Annotated in this window: 16 protein-coding genes and 1 tRNA gene; 13 read left to right on the top strand and 4 right to left on the bottom strand. The window is 65.5% G+C overall.

Going from position 1 to position 21,300, the window contains the following annotated elements:
* The first annotated feature begins 138 nt into the window (after positions 1 to 138).
* The 7 genes from AACH40_RS09340 to AACH40_RS09310 all read left to right on the top strand — a co-directional run bounded on the left by AACH40_RS09340 (position 139) and on the right by AACH40_RS09310 (position 9,670).
* Positions 139 to 816, top strand: a complete 678-nt coding sequence (locus AACH40_RS09340) for a GntR family transcriptional regulator (protein ID WP_338645883.1) — start codon at positions 139 to 141, stop codon at positions 814 to 816.
* The gene (locus AACH40_RS09335) at positions 816 to 1,724 is read left to right on the top strand and encodes a hydroxymethylglutaryl-CoA lyase (RefSeq protein WP_338645881.1); all 909 of its coding nucleotides are present in this window, start codon (positions 816 to 818) and stop codon (positions 1,722 to 1,724) included. Before AACH40_RS09340 ends, AACH40_RS09335 begins: the two co-directional genes overlap by 1 nt.
* 20 nt (positions 1,725 to 1,744) lie before the next feature.
* Positions 1,745 to 3,793, top strand: coding sequence for a hydantoinase/oxoprolinase family protein (locus tag AACH40_RS09330; RefSeq protein ID WP_338645879.1), 2,049 nt, complete (start codon positions 1,745 to 1,747; stop codon positions 3,791 to 3,793).
* 16 nt (positions 3,794 to 3,809) lie between these two features.
* The gene (locus tag AACH40_RS09325) at positions 3,810 to 5,696 is read left to right on the top strand and encodes a hydantoinase B/oxoprolinase family protein (protein ID WP_338645877.1); all 1,887 of its coding nucleotides are present in this window, start codon (positions 3,810 to 3,812) and stop codon (positions 5,694 to 5,696) included.
* 3 nt (positions 5,697 to 5,699) lie between these two features.
* The gene (locus tag AACH40_RS09320; RefSeq protein WP_338114882.1) at positions 5,700 to 6,887 is read left to right on the top strand and encodes a CoA transferase; all 1,188 of its coding nucleotides are present in this window, start codon (positions 5,700 to 5,702) and stop codon (positions 6,885 to 6,887) included.
* Positions 6,887 to 7,519, top strand: a complete 633-nt coding sequence (locus AACH40_RS09315; RefSeq protein ID WP_338645875.1) for an N-carbamoylsarcosine amidohydrolase — start codon at positions 6,887 to 6,889, stop codon at positions 7,517 to 7,519. The genes AACH40_RS09320 and AACH40_RS09315 overlap by 1 nt, the downstream gene beginning before the upstream one ends.
* 360 nt (positions 7,520 to 7,879) lie before the next feature.
* Positions 7,880 to 9,670 (top strand): NAD(P)/FAD-dependent oxidoreductase, encoded by a 1,791-nt coding sequence (locus tag AACH40_RS09310; RefSeq protein WP_338645873.1) that lies wholly within the window; start codon positions 7,880 to 7,882, stop codon positions 9,668 to 9,670.
* 83 nt (positions 9,671 to 9,753) lie between these two features.
* On the opposite strand, the gene AACH40_RS09305 is transcribed toward AACH40_RS09310, so the two are convergent.
* Positions 9,754 to 9,830: transfer RNA gene (locus AACH40_RS09305), tRNA-Pro, on the bottom strand.
* Positions 9,831 to 10,072: 242 nt separating this feature from the next.
* Here AACH40_RS09305 and yajC point away from each other — a divergent pair.
* From yajC to secF, 3 genes are read left to right on the top strand one after another with little or no spacing between them, the layout of a single operon-like run.
* Positions 10,073 to 10,420: a preprotein translocase subunit YajC gene (gene yajC / locus AACH40_RS09300; protein WP_338645871.1), complete on the top strand. Its 348-nt coding sequence runs from the start codon at positions 10,073 to 10,075 to the stop codon at positions 10,418 to 10,420.
* A gap of 22 nt (positions 10,421 to 10,442) precedes the next feature.
* On the top strand, positions 10,443 to 12,044 hold the full coding sequence (secD, locus tag AACH40_RS09295) for a protein translocase subunit SecD (RefSeq protein ID WP_338645869.1): 1,602 nt from the start codon (positions 10,443 to 10,445) through the stop codon (positions 12,042 to 12,044).
* A gap of 13 nt (positions 12,045 to 12,057) precedes the next feature.
* Complete coding sequence (gene secF, locus AACH40_RS09290) at positions 12,058 to 13,035, top strand: protein translocase subunit SecF (RefSeq protein ID WP_338645867.1); 978 nt, start codon at positions 12,058 to 12,060, stop codon at positions 13,033 to 13,035.
* Between the two features lie 17 nt (positions 13,036 to 13,052).
* Here secF and AACH40_RS09285 read toward each other — a convergent pair whose 3' ends face one another.
* Positions 13,053 to 14,240, bottom strand: coding sequence for a glycosyltransferase (locus tag AACH40_RS09285; protein ID WP_338645864.1), 1,188 nt, complete (start codon positions 14,238 to 14,240; stop codon positions 13,053 to 13,055).
* A 25-nt stretch (positions 14,241 to 14,265) separates the two neighbouring features.
* Positions 14,266 to 14,838 carry a helix-turn-helix domain-containing protein gene (locus tag AACH40_RS09280; RefSeq protein WP_169493493.1) on the bottom strand — a complete coding sequence of 191 codons (573 nt, stop codon included), beginning with the start codon at positions 14,836 to 14,838 and terminating at the stop codon, positions 14,266 to 14,268.
* A gap of 502 nt (positions 14,839 to 15,340) precedes the next feature.
* Here AACH40_RS09280 and AACH40_RS09275 point away from each other — a divergent pair.
* Entirely contained in the window at positions 15,341 to 17,152 is a 1,812-nt protein-coding gene (locus AACH40_RS09275; RefSeq protein WP_338645860.1) for a DUF885 domain-containing protein, read from the top strand.
* Positions 17,153 to 17,177: 25 nt separating this feature from the next.
* On the top strand, positions 17,178 to 18,983 hold the full coding sequence (locus AACH40_RS09270) for a DUF885 domain-containing protein (protein ID WP_338645858.1): 1,806 nt from the start codon (positions 17,178 to 17,180) through the stop codon (positions 18,981 to 18,983).
* Between the two features lie 39 nt (positions 18,984 to 19,022).
* Here AACH40_RS09270 and AACH40_RS09265 read toward each other — a convergent pair whose 3' ends face one another.
* Entirely contained in the window at positions 19,023 to 20,834 is a 1,812-nt protein-coding gene (locus AACH40_RS09265) for an ABC-F family ATP-binding cassette domain-containing protein (RefSeq protein ID WP_338645856.1), read from the bottom strand.
* 119 nt (positions 20,835 to 20,953) lie between these two features.
* On the opposite strand from AACH40_RS09265, the gene AACH40_RS09260 reads away from it, so the two are divergent.
* Positions 20,954 to 21,256 carry a PepSY domain-containing protein gene (locus tag AACH40_RS09260; protein WP_169493489.1) on the top strand — a complete coding sequence of 101 codons (303 nt, stop codon included), beginning with the start codon at positions 20,954 to 20,956 and terminating at the stop codon, positions 21,254 to 21,256.
* The last annotated feature ends 44 nt before the right edge of the window (positions 21,257 to 21,300 follow it).

Here is a 21,300-nt window from a genome sequence, read left to right as displayed (position 1 = left end):
CCCTGTTGTCGGCGTCCCCGGACAGGGACGGCCGTTGCACCCGCCGCGTCTTTTTTATGCCCCCATGGCAAACGCGGCTTGATGAGTTGGGATCGTATTGTATACAAATATGGAAGGTCAAGTTCTTTGGAGTGATCCGTGTCCCGCGCTTCCGACCGCGCTTACGAGGCCATCCGCAGCATGATCCTGTCGGGCGAACTGCCCGCCGGGTCACAGCTTGCGGAAGAGGCGCTAGCGGAGAAGTGCGGGGTATCGCGCACCCCGGTTCGCGAGGCGCTGCGGCGGCTGGAATCCGATCTTCTGGTCACCCGCACCGACACCCAGCGCAGCTTCGTGGCGGACTGGTCGATCGACGATGTGGCCGATGCCTTCGAACTGCGCGCGATGCTGGAGGGCAAGGCGGCGCGGCGTGCGGCCGAGCGCATGACCGATGCCGCGCTCGATCGCATTCGCGCCGCGAATCGGCAGATCGGCGAGGCTGTGCGGGGCGCTTCCGCCGACGTGGTGGGGTTCCTTGAAGGCAACCGCGAATTCCACGCAGTCATCCTTGAAGTGGCTGGCTCTCGCCGGCTGGCGGCGCTGCTGGGCACGCTGGTGGAACAGCCGGTCGTGTGGCGCACCGCGCACCATTACAGCCGCGAAGCGCTGCTGCGGTCCTTCGGTGAGCATGAGGAATTGATCGCCGCCTTTGCCCGGCGCGACGGGGCCTGGGCCGAGGCAATCATGACCGGGCACATCCTGCGCGCCTATCACGCCTATGCCGACGCCCATCGCGGCCTCGCCGAGCAGGGTATTATCCGGGAAGCTGCTGAGTAATGTATACAGAAGCCATCGAAATGGTCGAGGTTGCCCCTCGGGACGGATTGCAGAACGAAAAGGCGCTCGTCTCGACCGCCGACAAGCTCGCGCTCGTTGAAAGGGCGATCGCGGCGGGAAGCCGGCGGATCGAGGTGACGAGCTTCGTCAATCCCAAGGCCGTTCCGCAGATGGCCGATGCCGAAGCGGTGTGCGAAGGCCTGCCCGAGCGCGACGACGTGACCTACATCGGCCTGGTGATGAACGCGCGCGGCGCCGGGCGTGCGCTGGCAACGGACCGCATCGACCAGCTGGGCGCGGTATCGGTGGCGACCGATACCTTTGCGATGGCCAACCAGGGCCAGACCAGCGACGGTTCGGTCGAGGCCGCGAAAGAGATCATCACGATGGCGCGCGAGGCGGGCAAGACCGGCCAGGTGACCATCGCGGCATCGTTCGGCTGCCCGTTCGAAGGCGAGGTGGCCGAGGAGCGGATCGTGGCGATGGCGATAGCGCTGGCCGAAGCGGGTCCGGTGGAGATCGGGCTCGCCGACACGATCGGCGTGGGCAACCCGGCGCATGTCACCTCGCTGGTGGGCAAGGTGCGCGCCGCGGTGCCGCAGGTGCCAGTGCGCGTCCATTTCCACAACACACGCGGAACGGGCCTCGCCAACGTATGGGCGGCGGTGCTGGCCGGCGCGGTGACGGTCGATGCCGCGATTGGCGGCCTTGGCGGCTGCCCGTTCGCGCCGGGCGCGGCGGGCAACGTGTCTACCGAAGATGTCGTCTACATGCTCGAGCGCGCCGGGGTGCGCACGGGCCTTGATCTTACGAGCCTGGTTTCGGCCAATCACTGGCTGGGCGAGGTGATGCAGCGTTCCCTGCCGGGGATGGTGGCGAAAGCGCCGTCGTTCCCGAAGCAGGCTTGAGAAAAAGGGGTCTCAGATCGATGGGTTACCGGCTTGGCGTGGACGTCGGCGGCACGTTTACCGACCTCCTGCTGTTCGATACCGACACGGGTGCGTTCTGGCGGCACAAGACGCCATCGACCCCGCACGACAGTTCCGAGGGTATCCTTAACGGCGTGACCGCGATCTGCGAGAAGGCGGGGATCGGTGCGGGCGCGATCGACTACTTCCTGCATGGCACGACGGTTGCCACCAACGCTGTGCTGGAAGGGAAGGGCGCGCGGGTCGGCCTCGTGACCACCGAAGGTTATCGCGACATCATGCAGATCGCCCGCAGCTATGTGCCCGGCGGGCTGGCCGCGTGGATCATCTGGCCCAAGCCGCAGCCGCTGGCCGCGCTTGAGGATACCGTCACGGTCAAGGGCCGCATGAACGCCGAAGGCCACGAAGTGCGCCCGCTCGACGAAGCCGACGTGCGCTTCCAGCTCAACCGGCTGAAGGACAACGGTGCGGAAGCCGTGACCGTCAGCCTGATCAACGCCTATGCCAATGGCGCGCACGAAGCGCGGATCGGCGAACTGGTGGCCGAAGTGCTGCCGGGCGTGCCGGTGTCGCTTTCCCACGAAGTCCTGCCCGAAATGCAGGAATACGAGCGCACGCTGACCACGGTGGCCAACGCTTCGGTCCGGCCGGTCGTGGGCAAGTACGTGTCCAACCTGCGCAACCGGCTCGCCAGCGAAGGGATGACCGGCAAACTTTCGCTGCTGCGGTCGGACGGCGGGCTGATGAGCGCGCAGAAGGCCGAGGAGCACCCGGTCAACATCCTGATGTCGGGCCCCGCTGGCGGCGTTACCGGCGCGATCTGGGTCGGCCGCAATGCCGGTATCAAGAATATCCTCACTCTCGACGTCGGGGGCACCAGCACCGACGTTGCGCTGATCGAGAACCTCGAACCGCGCCGCCAGCGCACCACCGAGGTCGGCCATCTTTCCGTCCGTGCCTCGGCGCTCGACGTGAAGACGGTCGGCGCGGGCGGCGGTTCGATCGCATATGTTCCTGAGCTGACAAGAGCCCTTCGGGTCGGGCCGCAGAGCGCAGGAGCGGTGCCGGGGCCGGTCGCCTATGGAAAGGGCGGCACGGCCCCCACCGTCACCGACGCCAATGTCGTTCTGGGATATCTGCCCGAGAACCTGCTGGGCGGCACGTTCAAGCTTGATCGTGAAGGCGCCAAGGCAGCGGTGCAGACCGTGGCCGATGCGCTGGGCATCGACCTGATGGCTGCCGCGCGCGGGATCATCGACATCGTCAACGAAAACATGTTCGGCGCGCTGCGCATGATTTCGGTGCAGCAGGGTTATGACCCGCGCGACTTCGCGGTGATGGGCTTCGGCGGTGCCGGGCCGCTGCATGTCAACGCGGTGGCGAGGCTGATGGGCAGCTGGCCCGCAGTCTCGCCGGTTTCGCCGGGCGTGCTTTGTGCGCTGGGCGATGCGACGACGCGGATGCGCACCGAAACCGCGCGATCATGGTCGCGCCTTGCCAGGGACACGAAGGCGGAGGACCTCGTCGCCGTGCTCGACGAGATGGCGACCCAGGTGAAGGGGGAGCTGCTGAGCGACGGCGTGCCCGAAGCCGAGATCACCACCGCTTTCGAAGTCGATGTGCGCTATGCCGGGCAAGCCTTCGAAGTTCCGCTGACGATCACCGCGGACGCGCTTGCCGGCGACGGCATTTCCGGCGTGCTTGCGCGCTTCGATGAAGAGCACAAGCGGCTGTTCACCTTCAACATGGACACTCCGCACGAGATCGTGAACCTGCGCGCCGTGGCGCTGGGTCACGCGCTCGACCTGCCGGCGGCGGAGCTGGAGAAGGGCGATGGCGATCCGTCCGCCGCCAAGATCCGCGACCATGTGCTGTGGATGGACGGGCGCGAACAGGCGGCGGTGATCTATGACCGCGCGAAGCTCCGCGCCGGGGACGTGATCCCTGGCCCCGCGATCGTGTGCGAAATGGATTCGACCACGCTGATCGAAAGCGGCTGCGTCGCCACCGTCGACCATGTCGGCAACATCCTGATCAACCTGGCCTGACGAAAGGGACGAAATCATGCCTGCCACCATCGTCCAGACCAATTCCACCCCGTTCGAGACCGTCGCGATCGATCCGGTGACGCTCGACATCATCGAGAACGCGCTGCGCAACGCGCGCGTCGAGATGGATGCCACGCTTGTGCGCACGGCGATGTCGCCGGGCATCCGCGAACAGGGGGACGCCTTTCCGCTGATCGCCGATCCCGAAGGCCGCATGATCGTCGGCCAGTTCGGCAGCTTCATCGGCGGCTTCCTCAAGAACTACGAAGGCACGCTCGAGGACGGGGACATGATCTTCCTGTCCGACCCGTACTCGGTCGACGGCGCAATCAGCCATTCGAACGACTGGCTGGTGCTGCTGCCGGTGTTCAAGGACGGACGCCTGATCGCCTATACCTCGATGTTCGGCCACCAGAGCGACATCGGTGGCAAGGTCGTCGGCTCGATGCCGATCAACGCGCGCTCGATCTACGAAGAAGGCGTGCGCATCCCCCCGGTGAAGATCTGGAAGAAGGGGGAATACAACGAAGACCTGATGAAGCTGGTGATGCACCAGACGCGCAAGGCGGACTGGTGCGCGGCGGACCTCAACGCGCTGATCGCATCGTGCCGCGTCGCCGCGCGCCGGGTGATCGAGATGGCGAACCGCTTCGGCGACGATGTCTATGTCTCGGCCACGCAGGAACTGCTGGCGCGCAACCACCGCGCGATGAAGACGCTGCTGTCGCAAGCGGTGAGCGAGGAGCCGGTGAGCTTCGAGGACTACATCTGCGACGACGGCATGGGGTATGGCCCGTACCGCATCAAGTGCACGATGTGGCGCGAAGGCGAGAAGGTAATCCTGGATTTCGACGGCACCGATCCGCAGTCTTCGGCGTCGATCAACTTCTTCCTGAACGAGAACATGTTCAAGATGTTCTTCGGCATCTACATGATCATGGTCTTCGACCCGATGATCCTGTTCAACGACGGGTTCTATGACCTGATCGACGTGCGCATTCCCGAGGGATCGCTGCTGAAGCCGAAGTTTCCTGCCGCGCTTTCGGGCCGCACCCATGCGCTGGGCCGCATCTTCGACATCCTTGGCGGGCTGCTGGGACAGAAGACGCCGGAATTCCTCAACGCCGCCGGCTTTTCGTCGAGCCCGCACCTGTTCTATTCGGGCTATGACCAGCGGCCGGGCAAGGGCAATGCCTGGTTCCAGCTGTTCCAGATCGGCTTCGGCGGCATTCCCGGGCGGCCGCTTGGCGACGGGCCGGACGGCCATTCGCTGTGGCCGGGCTTCACCAACGTGCCCAACGAATTCCTCGAACGCTACTTCCCGATGATGATCGAACGCTACGAGACCGAGCCGGATTCGGGCGGGGCGGGGCTGCATCGCGGCGGCAATGGCATTCACATGACCTACCGCTTCCTGTCGCCCGGCACGATCTCGATCCACGACGACCGCTGGTTCGTGCCCCCCTGGGGCGTCAACGGCGGCGAGCCGGGCAAGCGGGCGAAGAAGCTGCTCGAAAAGGCCGACGGCACGATGACGATCATCGGCAACAAGGTGGAAGACGTCGAAGTGGAGGTGGGCGACCAGCTGCACTTCGTCACCTGGGGCGGGGGCGGCTGGGGCGACCCGCTGGAGCGTGATCCCGCGCTGGTGGCCAAGGAAATCACCCAAGGGCTGGTCACGGCCGAAGGCGCGCGCGCCTATGGCGTGGTCATCGCAGGCGATGGCAGCGTCGATGCGGGCGCGACCGAAGCGCTGCGTGCCGAGATGCGGAAATCGCGCGGGGCGCTCCCCGTGTTCAACACCGGCCCCGGCATCGAGGCCCTGCGCGCCGCGTGCGAGGCCGAGACCGGGCTTGCCGCGCCGATCCAACCCCAATGGCCGCACCTCGAAGCGGCGGAGTAAGACGTGAACAACGGTGCATTGAAGGACATCCGCGTCGTCGAACTGGGCCAGCTGCTGGCGGGCCCGTTCTGCGGCCAGTTGCTGGGCGACATGGGCGCCGACGTGATCAAGGTGGAACCACCCGTGACCGGTGACCCCATGCGCGAATGGGGGCAGGGCGCGGAAAAGGTGCAGTGGGAGGTGATCGCCCGCAACAAGCGTTCGGTCAGCGCAAACCTGCGCGTGGCCGAAGGTCAGGCGCTGGTGAAGAAGCTGATCGCGCATGCCGACGTGCTGATCGAGAACTTCAAGCCCGGCACGCTGGAGAAGTGGGGGCTGGGGCCGGACGTGCTGCTCGCCGAGTTCCCGCACCTGATCATCGCGCGCATGTCCGGCTATGGCCAGACCGGGCCCTATTCGGACCGGGCGGGCTTTGGCGGCATTGGCGAGGCGATGGGCGGCTGGCGCTACATCGTCGGCGAACCCGACCGCGCGCCCAGCCGAATGGGCGTGTCGATCGGCGATACGCTGACCGCGACCTATGGCTGCATGGGCGTGCTGGCTGCGCTGCACGTCAAGGAGAAGACCGGCAAGGGGCAGGTCATCGACACCGCGCTTTACGAAAGCGTGCTGCAGGTGATGGAAGGGCTGGTGCCGGAATACGACCGCATGGGCCTGATCCGCGAACGGTCGGGATCGATCCTGAAGGGCATTGCGCCGTCCAACGTATATTCCTGCAAGGACGGCGAGTTCATGATCGGCGCCAACAAGGATTCGCTGTGGAAGCGGCTGGCAACGGCGATGGGCCGGCCCGAGCTGGGCGACGATCCGCGCTATGCGACGCACCTCGCCCGCGGTGAGAACCAGGACGAGCTCGACGCGCTGATCAACGCATGGACAGCCACACTGACCATGGACGAGGTCGACGCGCTGATGATCGAGCATTCGATCCCGGCAGGCCGCGTGTATCGCGCGCCCGACATGCTGGCCGATCCGCATTTCCAGGCACGCGAGGCGATCATCGAGGTGGAAACCGAGCGGTTCGGTCCGCTCAAGATGCAATCGAGCTTCCCCAAGTTCTCGGCAACGCCGGGCAGCGTGCGGCGGCCGGCACCTTCGGTGGTCGGGCAGCACAACGCCGAAGTCTATGGCGAACTGCTCGGCCTGTCGGAGAGCGAGCTTGCCACGATGGCGGACAACGGGGTGATCTGATGGGGCAGGAAAACGCGGACCTCACCGAAAACTATGCGGGCGCCTTCGACGGGCGCCTGCCGTTCGGACAGCGTCCGGCGCTGCTGCTGATCGATCTGGTCGAAGCCTATCTTCAGCCGGGCTCGCCGCTGTATGCCGGGATCGAGGACGCGCTGGCGAGCGCCGTGCGGATGACGGCCGCGGCGCGCGCGGTCGGCATCCCGATCGTGTTCACCAATGTCGAATACCAGCCCGGCGGGACCGACGGCGGCGTGTTCTTCCGCAAGGTGCCGGCGCTCAAGGTGTTCGAGAAGGGATCGCCGCTAGGCGCCTTTCCCACCGTGCTGGCGCCGCAGGACGGCGATATCGTCGTGACCAAGCGCTATGCCTCGGCCTTCTTCGCCACGCATCTTGCCGCGACGCTCACCTCTATGGGCGTCGATACCGTGCTGGTCTGTGGCACGTCGACGTCCGGATGCATCCGTGCGACGGCGCTCGACGCCTGCCAGAACGGCTTCCTGCCCTTCGTGGTGCGCGATGCGTGCGGCGACCGCCATCAGGCCCCGCACGAGGCCAACCTGTTCGATCTTCAGGCCAAGTACGCCGAAGTCGTCAGCGAAGCCGAGGCGCTGTCGCTGCTCGCGGCGATCTGAATTCTTCCGAGTCGCGGCAGGAATTGGTCCGGTCACAGCCGCGAACGATCGGTATCCCGCCTGTTCGAGGACTGACGTTCAGCTCTTTCGCGTCAGCCTGAATTTCCGTTCGAGGACTGTCGAAAACTATCGCATGCCGCAGGGGAAAGGCCGTTCGGCCACCATGCTCGAAGAGCCGCAGGCGCAGCTCGATCCCCGCGTTTTGTGAGCGCCGGGGCTGCTTTTGCGCTTTACAGTTAAGTCATTTGACCTAGCATTTCCGGCAGTGGCGGCGTCAGACCGCCCGAGGAGAGGCCCGCGCATCGAAGTCGGGCGATCACGTCAACGACTGGCCCTGCCGGTCGATGGAGTATGGGTGAGATGACCGACCTGAACCTAGGCTTCGACCCGGCGGCGCTGAAGCAGCGCTATCTTTCCGAGCGGGACAAGCGGCTGCGCGCCGACGCCAACGAACAGTACGTCGAGATGGCGGGAAAGTTCGCGCACTTCCTGAGCGATCCTTATGTGGAGCGCCCGATCGAGCGCGAGCCGGTAACCGACGAGCGCGACGCGGTGGTGATCGGCGGCGGCTTCGGCGGACTGCTTGCCGGCGCGCGGCTGCGCAAGGCGGGGATCGACGACATCTGCCTGATCGAGAAGGGCGGCGAGTTCGGCGGCACGTGGTACTGGAACCGCTATCCCGGCGCGGCCTGCGACATCGAAAGCTACGTCTACCTGCCGCTGCTGGAAGAGACGGGCTTCATGCCCGAGCGCAAGTATTCGGGCGCCGACGAGATCCGCGCCTATTCGCAGCGGATCGCGGACCATTTCGACCTGACCCGCCGGGCGCTGTTGCAGACCGAGGTGACCGGTGTTGCTTGGGATGAAGCGGCACGCCGCTGGATCGTTTCGACCAACCGGGGCGATGCGATCCGCGCGCGGTTCGTGATCATGGCCAATGGCCCGCTGCACCGGCCCAAGCTGCCCGGCATTCCCGGCATCGAGGAATTCGAAGGCCACACCTTTCACACCAGCCGGTGGGATTATGGCTATACCGGCGGTACATCGAAGGGTGGGCTGGACAAGCTGCGGGACAAGGTCGTCGGCATTATCGGCACCGGCGCGACCGCGGTGCAGGCGGTGCCGCACCTGGGGGCTGCGGCAAAGCAGCTCTACGTCTTCCAGCGTACACCGTCCTCGATCGACGTGCGCAACGACCGGTTGACCGACAAGCAGTGGGCGGCCTCGCTCCAACCGGGATGGCACCGCCACCGCATGGAGAACTTCAACACGCTGGTATCGGGCGGCTGGGCCGAAGAAGACCTGGTGGCCGACGGCTGGACCGAGATCATCCGCAACCTGGGCGTGATCGCGCGGATGAAGGCGGTGAAGGAAGGCGCCGCCGATCCGGACGAGCTGGTGCAGCTGGCAGACTTCAAGAAGATGGAAGCCATCCGCGCGCGGGTCGATGAAAAGATCGCCAACCCCGCCGTCGCCGAAGCGCTGAAGCCCTGGTACAACCAGTTCTGCAAGCGGCCGTGCTTCCACGACGAATATCTCGACACTTTCAACAGCGACAGCGTTACGCTGGTCGACACCAACGGCAAGGGCGTGGAGCGCATCACGAAGGACGGCGTCGTCGCCAATGGCCGCGAATACAAGCTCGACTGCCTGATCTTCGCCACCGGCTTCGAGGTGGGCACGAGCTATGCCCGGCGCGCCGGCTACGACGTCCATGGCCGCGACGGGCGCACGCTGGAGCAGAAGTGGCAGAGCGGGGCGCGGACGCTGCACGGGATGACCGTCAACGGGTTTCCCAACCTGTTCATCTTCTCGGTCATCCAGTCGGGCTTCACCGCCAACTATCCGCACTCGCTCGACGAACAGGCGTGCCACAGCGCGCACATCATCGCCGAAGCCATGGGGCGGCAGGCGACGCGAGTGGAGGCGACGGTGGAGGGCGAGGAGGCCTGGACGGCAGAGGTGCTCGATTCCCTGCTAGACCGGCGCAAGTTCCTCGAAGAATGCACGCCGGGATACTACAACGGCGAAGGCAAGATCAGCCCGCTTGCAGCGAGCTTTGCTTCGTACGGAAAGGGCTCGCCGGCATTCTTCCGCATTCTCGACGAATGGCGGGCCGCCGGGGATTTCCAAGGGATCGAAATGGATTGAACAGCAGTCCTGCTCGCCCGACCGGGCGACAGAATGCAAAAAAAGCCGGGCGATCCGCGAAAGGATGGCCCGGCTTTTTTGATTGGTCGGGACGAGAGGATTCGAACCTCCGACCCCCACACCCCCAGTGTGATGCGCTACCAGGCTGCGCTACGTCCCGACCGGAGCGGCGGCCTATAGGCAGCGCATTTGCGCATGGCAAGAGTCTTGGCGGGGGTTTGTGCGGGTTTGTCGCGCATCGCTGTCGGCGGGGCGGCAGGCCAGTGCGGCAGGACGGGGCGGAGCGCGGTTCGATTGCCTTGGCGCGGCAAGGCTGCTAGGCGCGCGGCCACGCTGTTTTTCCATGGGATGCGTGCCCCATCGCTGTGCGCGCTTCCCGCAAGACGAGTTTTCCCCGATCCCATGAACGGTCCTGCCATGTTCGCCCTTCTCGCCTCCGCCGCGCCCGCCGCCGCGTCGTCCGAGCCGCCCGCCTATCTGCAGTTCCTGCCTCTGATCGCGATGGGCGCGGTGTTCTATTTCCTGATCCTGCGCCCGCAGATGCGCCGGCAGAAGGAACAGCAGGCCAAGCTGGCCGGGATCCAAAGGGGCGATCAGGTGATTACCGCCGGCGGGCTGCTCGCCAAGGTGATCAAGGTCGAAGACACCATCGTCGAACTCGAGCTTGCGCCCAACGTGCGGGTCAAGGCGGTGAAGTCGACCATCGGCGACATCGTGCCGCCGGGTGGCAGCAAGCCCGCCAACGACTGATCTTTCCAGCAGGACGATACCGATGCTCGAATTTCCACGCTGGAAGGTAATCTGGCTCTGGGCGCTGACCATTGTCTGCGCGCTGGCCGCGGTGCCTTCGCTGACCTCGATGACCAACATCCAGCTGCCGGCGTCGCTGCCGCAGCCAAAGGTCAACCTCGGTCTCGACCTGGCCGGTGGCAGCCATATCCTGCTTGAAGCCGATCCTTCGCAGGTGCGCCAGCAGCGCATCGAGGGCATGGACGAAAGCGTGCGCGGCAAGCTGAAGGCGGAAAACATCCGCATCAGCGACATCTCGAACAACAACGGCTCGCTGAGCTTCCTGGTCGAGGATCCGAGCAAGGTCGATGCCGTGCGCGAGGCGATCCTGCCGCTGACCAACGGGGCGGGGCTGACCGGCAAGCGCGACTGGACGATCACCGTCGCCGACGGCAATCGCTTCGTGCTGACGCCGACGCAGGAAGGCATCGACCAGGCGGTGAGCCAGGCGATGGACACCGCGGTGGAAGTGGTGCGCAAGCGCATCGACGCGCTGGGTACCAAGGAACCGACGATCATTCGCCAGGGTGCGCAGCGCATCGTGGTGCAGGTGCCGGGCCTGCAGGATCCGCAGCAGCTCAAGAACCTGCTGGGCCAGACCGCCAAGCTTGAATTCAAGCTGGTCGACACGACCGCGCTGCCGTCCGACGTGGCGCGCGGCGTCGCCCCTCCGGGCAGCGAGATCGTGCCTTATGCCACCGCCAGCGAAGGCGGCGGCGTGGCGTCGATCGCGGTCAAGCGGCTGGGCGGCATCCGTGGTGACGAACTCACCAACGCGCAGATGACGAACAACCAGCAGACCAACGAGCCGGTCGTCAACATCACCTTCAACACCGAAGGCGGCAAGAAGTTCGCCAACCTGACCACGCAGAACGTGGGCAAGCCCTTCGCCATCATCCTCGACGGCAAGGTCCTGTCGGCACCGAACATCAACGAGCCGATCCTGGGCGGCAGTGCGGTCATTTCGGGCCGCTTCACCGCCGAAAGTGCCAATGCGCTGGCCATCTCGCTGCGCTCTGGCGCGCTGCCGGTCGACCTGAAGGTCGTCGAAGAGCGCACCGTCGGGCCGGACCTTGGTGCGGATTCGATCCGCAAGGGCATGATCGCGATGGGCGTCGGCACGCTGGCGCTCGCCGTGTTCATCCTCGTCACCTATGGCCGCTTCGGGGTCTATGCCTGCCTCGCGCTGGTGCTGAACGTCCTCATGATCCTGGGCATCATGGGCATCATCGGCACCACGCTGACGCTGCCCGGCATCGCCGGCTTCGTGCTGACGATCGGTGCGGCGGTCGATGCCAACGTGCTGATCAACGAACGCATCCGCGAAGAGCGACATCGGGGCCGGCGCGTCGTCGCTGCGGTCGAGATGGGCTACAAGGAAGCCAGCCGCGCGATCTTCGATGCCAACATCACCAACGTGATCGCGGCGGTGCTGATGTTCGCCTTCGGCTCGGGCCCGGTGAAGGGCTTTGCCGTGGTGCTGATGATCGGCATCGCGACCTCGGTGTTCACCGCGGTCACGCTCACCCGCCTGTGGGTCGCGCAATGGTTGCGCCGCGCCCGCCCGGCCGAACTGAACCTGTAAGAGGAGAAGAGGCATGAAGCTCCTCAAGCTCGTTCCCGACAACACCAACATCCACTTCCTCAAGTGGCGCGTGCCCTTCTACATCGTCAGCATCGTGCTGATGGCGGCGAGCTGGGGGCTGGTGCTGACCAAGGGCCTGAACCTGGGCGTCGATTTCGTCGGCGGACAGATGATCCGCGTGACGTTCGAGCGCAGTGCAGAGGCGCCGGTCGCCACGTTGCGTGATGAAATCGCCAAGCTCGGCTATGGCGAGCCGATCATCCAGCGCTACGGCAAGCCCAACGAGATCTCGATCCGGATGAAGCTGCCCGAAGGCGCGGATCACGATGCGTCGCTGTCGGACAAGATGGCGCGCACGATCACCGCCGACGTCAAGAAGAACCACGCCGATGCGCGGATCGATGGTGTCGATTCGGTTTCGGGCAAGGTTTCGCGCGAGCTCGGCTGGGATGCGTTCAAGGCGCTCGGCTTCGCGGCGCTGGCGGTGGCGGCCTATATCTGGCTGCGTTTCGAGTGGCAGTTCGGCATCGGCGCGCTGTTCGCGCTGATCCACGACGTGACGCTGACACTGGGCATGTTCGCGCTGACCCAGCTGGAATTCGACCTCAACATCGTCGCCGCGCTGCTCACGCTGATCGGCTATTCGCTCAACGACACGATCGTCGTCTATGACCGCATCCGCGAGAACCTGAAGAAGTTCCGCAAGATGCCGATGCCCGAGTTGCTCGACTTGTCGGTCAACGAAACGCTGGCGCGCACGATCGTGACGTCGCTGTCAATGCTGATCACGCTGGTGGCGCTGCTGCTGCTGGGGCCCGAAGTCATCTTCGGCTTCACCGCCGCGATTACGCTGGGCATCTTCGTCGGCACCTACAGCTCGATCTACATGGCCGCGCCGATCCTGATCTGGCTCAAGGTCAATCCGAAGAGCTTCGTCCCGACCGAGACCGCGCTCGAAAAGCAGGAACGTCTGGCCCGCGAAGGCGTCTGAGCGACGCCTTTCGCGGATCAGGAATTGATGGCCCTGCGGTAGATCCGGTTCAGCGCCTCGGCATTGGCCGACCAGCTGAACCGCGCCGCGTAGGCCGCGACATCGTCCTGCGCGGGCGGATCTTCGAGCAGTTCGGAAACGCCGCGCGCGATGTCTTCCGGCGTGCGTTCCACAATGCGGCCGGCGGCAGGTGCCGAAACGACTTCGCGCGCGCCACCGATGTCGGGTATGACGACCGGCGTTCCGCAGGCGAGCGCCTCGATCCAGGCGTTGGCGAGGCCTTCGCGCTCTGACGGCAGGACCATGGCATCGGCGGCGCTGAGCAGCACGGGCATGGCTTCGTGCCCGACGGAGCCGAGAAACTGCACACGCTGTTCAAGGCCGCACTGGCGCGTCAGAGCGCGCAGGGCATCAAGCTCAGGACCTTCGCCGGCAAGGACCAGCCGCACGTCTTCGGGCAGTTGGCGCAGCGCGCGAATGGCGATGTCCTGGCCCTTGATCTTGAGCAGCGCGCCGACGCAGGCGATCATCCGCCCTTGCGACCAGATGCCGAGTTCGGGGATGGCCGAGGCGAGCTGCCGGGCCGCGGCGCGGGCGACCGGCTTGAAGCGTTCGTGATCCAGCCCGGTATAATGCACCTCGACACCACGGGGCGCGAGGCCGAGCACCTGCATATCCTGGCCGAGGGCGGCTGAGACCGCCAGCACGGCGCGGGCTTCGTTCGCGGCCCAGCGCATCTGGCGCAGGGCGAGGCGGCGCTTGCCCCAGTAGTGGACGTCAGAGCCGCGCGCCTTGATCGCAAAGGGCAAGTAGAGTGCCCTGGCCACGCGGCGGGCGACGGGGCCGTCGGGGAAGAAGAACTGCGCATCGACCATGTCGAAGGGCTGCATCGCGTGTAGCCTGCGGGCGAGCGGCAGGATCGCGTGGGCGATCAGGGCCGGGTTGAACGGTGCCGACAGCCCGGGAATCAGGGTAAAGCGCGGATGGTGGACGGCGACGCCGTCGACATGTTCCTCATGCGGAATGTCCGCCAGCCGCGCATAGCGCTGCAGCTTGACCGGGGGCAGGCCGACCGGGTTGATCACGGTGACGTCCCAATCGCCCCGCGATGCCAGCGCCTGCATCTGGCGTGCCACGAAACGGCCGAAACCCGGACGCTGCGGCGCCGGGTAGAGCGTGGAGATCGACAGCAGCCGGCGCTTCACGGGCGAGAACCCGCTCCATTGAAATTCACAGTCGGCGCACCAGCATTTCCGAAACGGCGATCCAGGCTGGGGCGTCAACCGTCACCTGGCGATGGCCGGTGCCTGGCGGCAGCAGCGTGACCCGTCCGTCTTCGCAATCGAGCAGGCGGCCAAAGGCGAAGCGACCCGCAGGGCGGGGCACCAGCACATCGCGGTTGAGCGCGCGGACAAAGTCTTCGGGCGCGAACTGGCGCAGCCAAACCTGATCGCCGGCGCGATATTCGCCGACGCTTGCGTCCACGCCCATGACCACGACCGGCGTGTCGCCATCGGGGGCGAGCGGGAAAACAGCTTCCAGCGGACGTGTCAGCGCTTCGGCACCGCTGGCGCCAAGTTTGGCGACCATCGCCGTCGGCTGATCGCTTTCGGCACCCACCAGGAGCTGGGGATCGACATCGAGCGCGGCGGCAATCCGGTTCATCCAGGCGAGCGAAAGCGAGCGCATGCCGGTTTCGAGCCGTCCGATCGTCTGTGCGGTCGTCGGCGGAGTGCAGCGTGCTGCTACATCGGCAAGGGTCAAACCCTTCTGGCGACGGATGTCGCGAATTCTATTGATCATGGCACGGCGGCTCTCGTCAGAGGATCGGCTGAAGCGCGCGACTTTATGCTTTCCTACAATTCACGATTTCGGGCAAGCGCTTCTGTCTTTCACTGTAGGTTCCTTGCGATTTCGGGCAGATCATTCCGCAGCCGTCTCAGCACAAGTGCTTGAAGCGCGAGAATTGAAACGTGAAAATGCGTTGCCTCGCCAAAATGAAGCTGCCAACTCCCGAAGTTTAAAAGCAAATTTTGCTGCCGGTCAGCTTATTCGGTTGCAAGGATGCGGATGTCTCTTCAATCGACGGTTCTTGATTGGCACGTGACTGCGCCTTGAATTGGTGCGGACGCTGCGCTGGCCGATGCATGGCACCAGGCTGGTGCGCAGCATCGTGCTGGACCGGAGTACGGACTTCAACAGCATCCGTTGAACCGCTGACCGGTATCGACGAACGACATTTGCAAGCTTCCCGAACTGGCAGGCAGGCGGTAACCACTGCAACGACCTGTTCGGGGAGCACAAAATGGAACGACGTGATTTTCTGGCATTTTCCGGGAGCGCTGTCGCAGCACTCGGTCTCAGCTGGCCCGCGCGATTGCTGGCGCAAGGCACCGCGGATGCCGCGCTCAACGCCCTGCTTGACCGGATCTTCTACGACGAGCTGCTGATCAGCCCCGAACAAGCGACCAGCATGGGTCTGGACACCGGTCCGCGTCGCGAGCTTCGCAGCCGATTGAGCGACAGCAGCCAGGCCGGGCAGGACATGGCCGAGGCATTCAACCGCAGGGCCCTGCAGCAGATCCGCAGCTTCGATGCGAGTGGTCTTAGCAATGCGGGCAAGCGCATCCGCGATATTGCCGCCTACAAGTATGAGCAGGAACTGGTCGCCAAGCCGCTCGGCGTGGACAGCGTGCAATCACCCTATCCCATCACGCAGCAGGACGGCGCCTACTTCGGCATCCCCGACTTCCTCGACAGCCAGCACCCGATCGAAACCACCGACGATGCAGAGGCGTACCTTTCGCGTCTGCGGTTCTTCCGCTTTACCCTTGACGATCAGACCGAGGATCAGCGGCGCAAGGCGGCAAAAGGCATTCTGGCGCCGGGCTGGTCGCTCGATCTGGCGCTGGGGCAGATGAAGAAGCTGCGCCAGCCGGCCCCCGAACAGAGCGGCATGGTCCGTTCGCTGGTCACGCGTGCGGCCGAGAAGAACATCGCCGGGGACTGGGAATCCCGGGCTGCGAAGATCGTCGCCAATGACATCTATCCCGCGCTCGACCGTCAGATCGCGCTCGTCGAACGCTTGCGGCGCACGACTCGGCCCGGCGATGGCGCGTGGCGCATCCCGCGCGGCGACGAAATCTACCGCACGGCACTCGCGCAGGCGACCACGACGACGATGACGCCCGAGGAGATCCACAAGATCGGGCTGGAGCAGGTGGCGGATATCACCGCGCAGCTCGATGCCATTCTCACAAAGGCTGGCTACACCACCGGCAATGTCGGCGAGCGGCTGACGGCGCTCAACCACGCGAGCGACCAACTCTATCCCAACACGGACGCTGGCCGGGCGGAGCTGATCAAGGACCTGAACGCCGGCGTTGCCGCGATGCAGGGCCGCCTGCCGCGCGCGTTTTCGGACATTCCGCACGAAAAGCTGGAAATCCGGCGCGTACCCGTGGAAATCCAGGATGGGGCGCCCAACGGGTACTATTATTCGGCGACGCTCGATGGTTCGCGCCCGGCGATCTACTGGATCAACCTCAAATCGACCGCCGACTGGCCGCGCTATTCGCTGCCGGCGTTGACCTATCACGAAGGCATTCCCGGCCACCACCTGCAGGGCGGGTACAGCCGCACCGAGAAGTCGCTGCCGATGATGCTGAAGGACTTCTTCCTTTCGGCCTATGGCGAGGGCTGGGCGCTCTATGCTGAACAGCTGTCCGACGAACTGGGCGGCTATTCGGGCATCGAGCGGGCCGGGTACCTGCAGTCGTTCCTGTTCCGCGCGGCGCGGCTGGTGGTCGATACCGGGCTCAATCACTACAAGTGGAGCCGCGAGAAGGCGACCGACTACCTCGTTGCTACGGTGGGCTTCCCGCGGGCGCGCGCGCAGCGAGAGATCGAGCGCTATTGCGCCTCGATTGGACAGGCCTGCAGCTACAAGATCGGGCACACCGCCTGGGTCCGTGCGCGCAAGAAGGCTGAGACGGCGCTCGGCGACAAGTTCAGCCTCCCTTGGTTCCACGAAGTGCTGAAGGAAGGTGTCATGCCGCTCTCGATGCTGGAGGCGCGGATCGAACAGCGCACGGCCGAACGCCTGCGCAACGCCTGACCTGACACGAAGAAGGACCACATTAATGGAACGCAGACACTTTCTGGCAGGCACTGGCGCGCTCGGCATGATCACTCTGGGGCGGCCAGGCCTTGCGCTTGCGGCGGGCGATGTGGATGCGGCGCTTAACGCGCTGTTCGATCGAATCTTCAAGGACAGCCTCGCGCTCTCGCCCGAAGGCGTAAGTTCGCTCGGGCTCGACAAGGGCGAATGGGCGGCGATGAAGTCGAAGCTCGACGACCGTACCGAGGCGGGCGTCGCGGCAAGCGTGGCCCAGACGCGGCAGGCACTGGCCGATCTTGGCAAGGTTGACCGCGCAGCGCTGTCGAGCGCCAGCCGGCTGAACCTCGACGTCGTGACCTACCAGCTTGAATCTCGGCTGGATTCACCGCGTCTTCATGTCGATTCGGTGCAGCGGCCCTATCGTCTCTACCAGCAGGGCGGGGCGTATTTCTCGCTGCCCGACTTCCTCGACAGCCGGCACACGATCGAGAACGCGGGCGATGCCGAGGCCTATCTCGCGCGCCTTGGGCTGGTGGGCAAGGCGCTCGACGAGGACAGCGCCGAGCAGAAGGCGCAAAGCGCGCGCGGACTGATCGCACCGGGCTGGTCGCTCGACCTGACGCTCGGGCAGATGCAGAAGCTGCGCGCGGTGCCTGCGGGGCAGAACACCATGGTCGCCTCGCTGGTGCGGCGCACCGCCGCGAAGGGCATTGCCGGCGACTGGCAGGCGCGGGCGGAGAAGATCGTCGCCGACAGCGTCTACCCCGCGCTCGACCGCCAGATCGCGCTGGTGCAGCAGTTGCGTGCGCAGACCCCGGCGGGCGACGGCGCCTGGCGCCTGCAGAATGGCGATGTGATCTACGCCGCCGCGCTGCGACAGGCGACGACGACGGAGTTCACGCCCGAGCAGGTCCACAAGATCGGGCTCGAGCAGGTTGCGGACCTGACCGCCAGGCTGGACGCCGTGCTCAAGGCTGCGAGCATGACCAAGGGCACCGTGGGCGAGCGGCTGGCGGCGCTTAACGCGCGGCCGGACCAGCTCTATCCGGAAACGGACGAAGGGCGGGCCGCGCTGATCGCCAGCCTGAATGCCGGCGTGGCGCGGATGACGGGCCTGCTACCCAAGGCCTTCGCGACGCTGCCCGGCCAGCCGCTAGAGATCCGCCGCGTGCCGGTCGAAATCCAGGACGGTGCGTCGAACGGTTATTACTACCGCGCCGCGCTCGATGGGTCGCGGCCGGCGATCTACTGGATCAACCTGAAGGAAGTTGCCGACTGGCCCAAGTATTCGCTGCCATCGCTCACCTATCACGAAGGCGTGCCGGGGCATCACCTGCAGATCAGCATCGCGCAAACGTCGAAGGATATCCCGATGCTGCGCAAGGTCGGCGGCTTTTCAGCCTATTCGGAAGGCTGGGCGCTTTATTCCGAGCAACTGGCCGACGAGCTTGGCGGATACGACGGGATCGAGAAGGCGGGCTACCTGCAGTCGTTCCTGTTCCGCGCGGCGCGGCTGGTGATCGATACGGGGCTGCACACCAAGCGCTGGAGCCGTGAGCAGGCGACCGACTACATGGTCGCGACCACCGGCTTTGCCCGCCCGCGCAGCCAGCGCGAGGTGGAGCGCTATTGCACCATGATCGGCCAGGCGTGCAGCTACAAGATGGGGCACATCGCCTGGACCCGCGCGCGCGAAAAGGCGCAGAAGACGCTTGGGCCGAAGTTCGACATCAAGCAGTTCCACGAAGTGCTGCGCGAAGGCGCGATGCCGCTGTCGATCCTGGAAAAGCGCATCGACGAACGCACCGCGGCGGCGCTGAAGGCGTAACGGCGTGCTTCCCCTCCCTATTGCGGGGAGGGGCCGCTTTCAGCCTTCGACCATCTCGGCGAGTTCCAGCCAGCGCTCTTCCGCGGCGTCCTTGTCCGCGCGGACCTTTTCGAGTGCGGCCATCAGCGCATCGAACTTCTTCGGGTCCTTGGCATAGAGGTCGGGATCGGCGAGCTGGGCTTCGCCACGCGCAATCGCCGCGTCGAGCTCCTCGATCCGCGTGGGCAGCAGTTCGTAGTCGCGCTGGTCCTTGTACGAAAGCTTGCCCTTTTTGGCGGGCGGCGGGGGAGGGGGCGCGGCGGCTTCGCTCGCGCCGCCGCCATTCCGCGCCACCGGCTTGCCAGCCTCTCGGCTCTTGCGAATCTTTTCCCAGTCGGCGTAGCCGCCCGCCACGATATCCACCTTGCCCGAACCATCGAGGCCCAGCGTGATCGTCACCGTGCGATCGAGGAAGTCGCGGTCATGGCTGACGATCAGTACGGTGCCTTCGTAATCGGCAATGACTTCCTGCAGCAGGTCGAGCGTTTCGAGATCGAGATCGTTGGTCGGCTCGTCGAGCACCAGCAGGTTCGACAGGCGCGCGAATTCGCGGGCGAGCAGCAGGCGCGAGCGTTCACCGCCCGACAGCGTGCCCACGCGGGCTTCGACCAAGCCCGGATCGAACAGGAATTCCTTGAGATAGCCCTGGATGTGCTTGCGCGTGCCCCGCACGTCGATCCAGTCGCTGCCTTCGGCCAGCACGTCACGCACCCGCTTGTCTGGCGCCATCAGGCTGCGCTGCTGGTCGATCATCACGCCCGAAAGCGTCTTGGCTAGCGTGACCGTGCCCGTATCGGGCGCAAGTTCGCCGGTCAGCAGCTTGAGCAGCGTGGTCTTGCCCGCACCGTTCGCGCCGACCACGCCGATGCGGTCTTTGCGGGTAATGCGCAGCGTGAAGTCCTTGATGATCGTGCGCTCATGTCCCTTGGCGCCGAACTTCTTCGATACGTTTTCGGCGACGATCACCGCCTTGCTCTTGGCCTCGTCATCGGTGCCCAGGGCCAGCTTGGCGGTGCCTTGCGGATTGAGCATCGCCGCGCGGGTGGCGCGCATCTCGTAGAGCTTTTCGAGCCGGCCCATGTTGCGCTTGCGTCGCGCCGTGACGCCGCGTTCCAGCCAGTGCGCTTCGATCTTCAGCTTGGCGTCGAGCTTGTCGGCCGCGCGCGCCTCCTCGGCGTAGACCTGCTCCATCCAGGCTTCATAGCCGCCGAAGCCGATCTCCTTGCGGCGCAGCGATCCCCGGTCGAGCCACAGCGTCGCGCGCGTCAGGCGTTCGAGGAAGGTGCGGTCGTGGCTGATGACGACGAACGCGCCCTTGTACCGCTGCAGCCAGTCTTCCAGCCAGTCGATCGCGGCAAGGTCGAGGTGGTTGGTCGGCTCGTCGAGCAGCAGCAGGTCGGGATCCTGGGCCAGCGCGCGGGCGAGTGCGGCGCGGCGCCGTTCGCCGCCGCTGGCGCTTTGCGCCTTGCGGCTCATGTCGATGCCGAGCTGCCCGGCGATCGCCTCCACCTCGTGCCGTTCCGGCGCATCGCTTCCGGCAAGCGCGAAGTCCATCAGCGTGTCGAAGCCGGTGAAGAAGGGGTCCTGTTCCAGCGTGACGACCTTGACGCCCGGCTGGATCGAGCGCTTGCCCTTGTCGCCTTCGATCTGCCCGCCGATCAGCTTGAGCAGCGTGGATTTGCCGGCGCCATTGCGACCGATCAGGGCGAGGCGGTCGCGCGGGCCGATGTGGATGTCGATATCGCGGAAAAGCCAGCTGGTGCCCTGGTTGAGGCCAAGGCCTTCCCAGCTGAGGATCGGTGCTGCTGCCATAGCCATTGCGCCTAGCGGGCTGCGCGAAGTGATGCAATCGCGCCACCGGTTGAATGAACCTCGCCGAACGGTGGCATTCAGAGCTTGTTCAATGCCCCCGGGCTAGGCATTCCAGCATCATGCATCGGAAAACTCCCCTGCTCGCGGCTGTCGCCGCGCTGGCGCTTGCGCCGCTCGTCCCCGTTCACGCCGAACCTCGCGGCGAGCAGGACGAGGCCCGCCGCGACCTGCGCGCCGGCAATGTCCAGTCCCTGCGCGACATTGAACGCCGCGTCCTCCCGACGAAGCAGGGGATGCAGTACCTTGGCCCCGAATACGATCCGGCGGCGATGGCCTATCGCCTCAAATTCATCCGCGATGGCAGGGTGGTTTTCGTCGATGTCGATGCCCGGACCGGCAGGGTTCTCGGCGAATCCCGCTGAACGCTGGCTTTTCGGCCTGTTTCTTGACCGTTCAGGTTCTTGGG

The sequence above is a fragment of the Novosphingobium olei genome, assembly GCF_037076535.1.
Taxonomy (GTDB): Bacteria; Pseudomonadota; Alphaproteobacteria; order Sphingomonadales; family Sphingomonadaceae; genus Novosphingobium; species Novosphingobium olei.
The sequence above is the reverse complement of the archived record's forward strand: the minus strand, read 5'-3'. Positions and strand labels throughout refer to the sequence as shown.

Bases quoted from the DNA above. Each gene is read 5' to 3' on its own strand.
- AACH40_RS09270 (WP_338645858.1), top strand. From the start codon at position 17,178: ATGGAACGCAGACACTTTCTGGCAGGCACTGGCGCGCTCGGCATGATC.
- AACH40_RS09335 (WP_338645881.1), top strand. From the start codon at position 816: ATGTATACAGAAGCCATCGAAATGGTCGAGGTTGCCCCTCGGGACGGA.
- AACH40_RS09315 (WP_338645875.1), top strand. From the start codon at position 6,887: ATGGGGCAGGAAAACGCGGACCTCACCGAAAACTATGCGGGCGCCTTC.
- AACH40_RS09265 (WP_338645856.1), bottom strand. From the start codon at position 20,834: ATGGCAGCAGCACCGATCCTCAGCTGGGAAGGCCTTGGCCTCAACCAG.
- AACH40_RS09260 (WP_169493489.1), top strand. From the start codon at position 20,954: ATGCATCGGAAAACTCCCCTGCTCGCGGCTGTCGCCGCGCTGGCGCTT.
- secF (WP_338645867.1), top strand. From the start codon at position 12,058: ATGAAGCTCCTCAAGCTCGTTCCCGACAACACCAACATCCACTTCCTC.
- secD (WP_338645869.1), top strand. From the start codon at position 10,443: ATGCTCGAATTTCCACGCTGGAAGGTAATCTGGCTCTGGGCGCTGACC.
- AACH40_RS09275 (WP_338645860.1), top strand. From the start codon at position 15,341: ATGGAACGACGTGATTTTCTGGCATTTTCCGGGAGCGCTGTCGCAGCA.
- AACH40_RS09330 (WP_338645879.1), top strand. From the start codon at position 1,745: ATGGGTTACCGGCTTGGCGTGGACGTCGGCGGCACGTTTACCGACCTC.
- AACH40_RS09280 (WP_169493493.1), bottom strand. From the start codon at position 14,838: ATGATCAATAGAATTCGCGACATCCGTCGCCAGAAGGGTTTGACCCTT.
- AACH40_RS09310 (WP_338645873.1), top strand. From the start codon at position 7,880: ATGACCGACCTGAACCTAGGCTTCGACCCGGCGGCGCTGAAGCAGCGC.
- yajC (WP_338645871.1), top strand. From the start codon at position 10,073: ATGAACGGTCCTGCCATGTTCGCCCTTCTCGCCTCCGCCGCGCCCGCC.
- AACH40_RS09325 (WP_338645877.1), top strand. From the start codon at position 3,810: ATGCCTGCCACCATCGTCCAGACCAATTCCACCCCGTTCGAGACCGTC.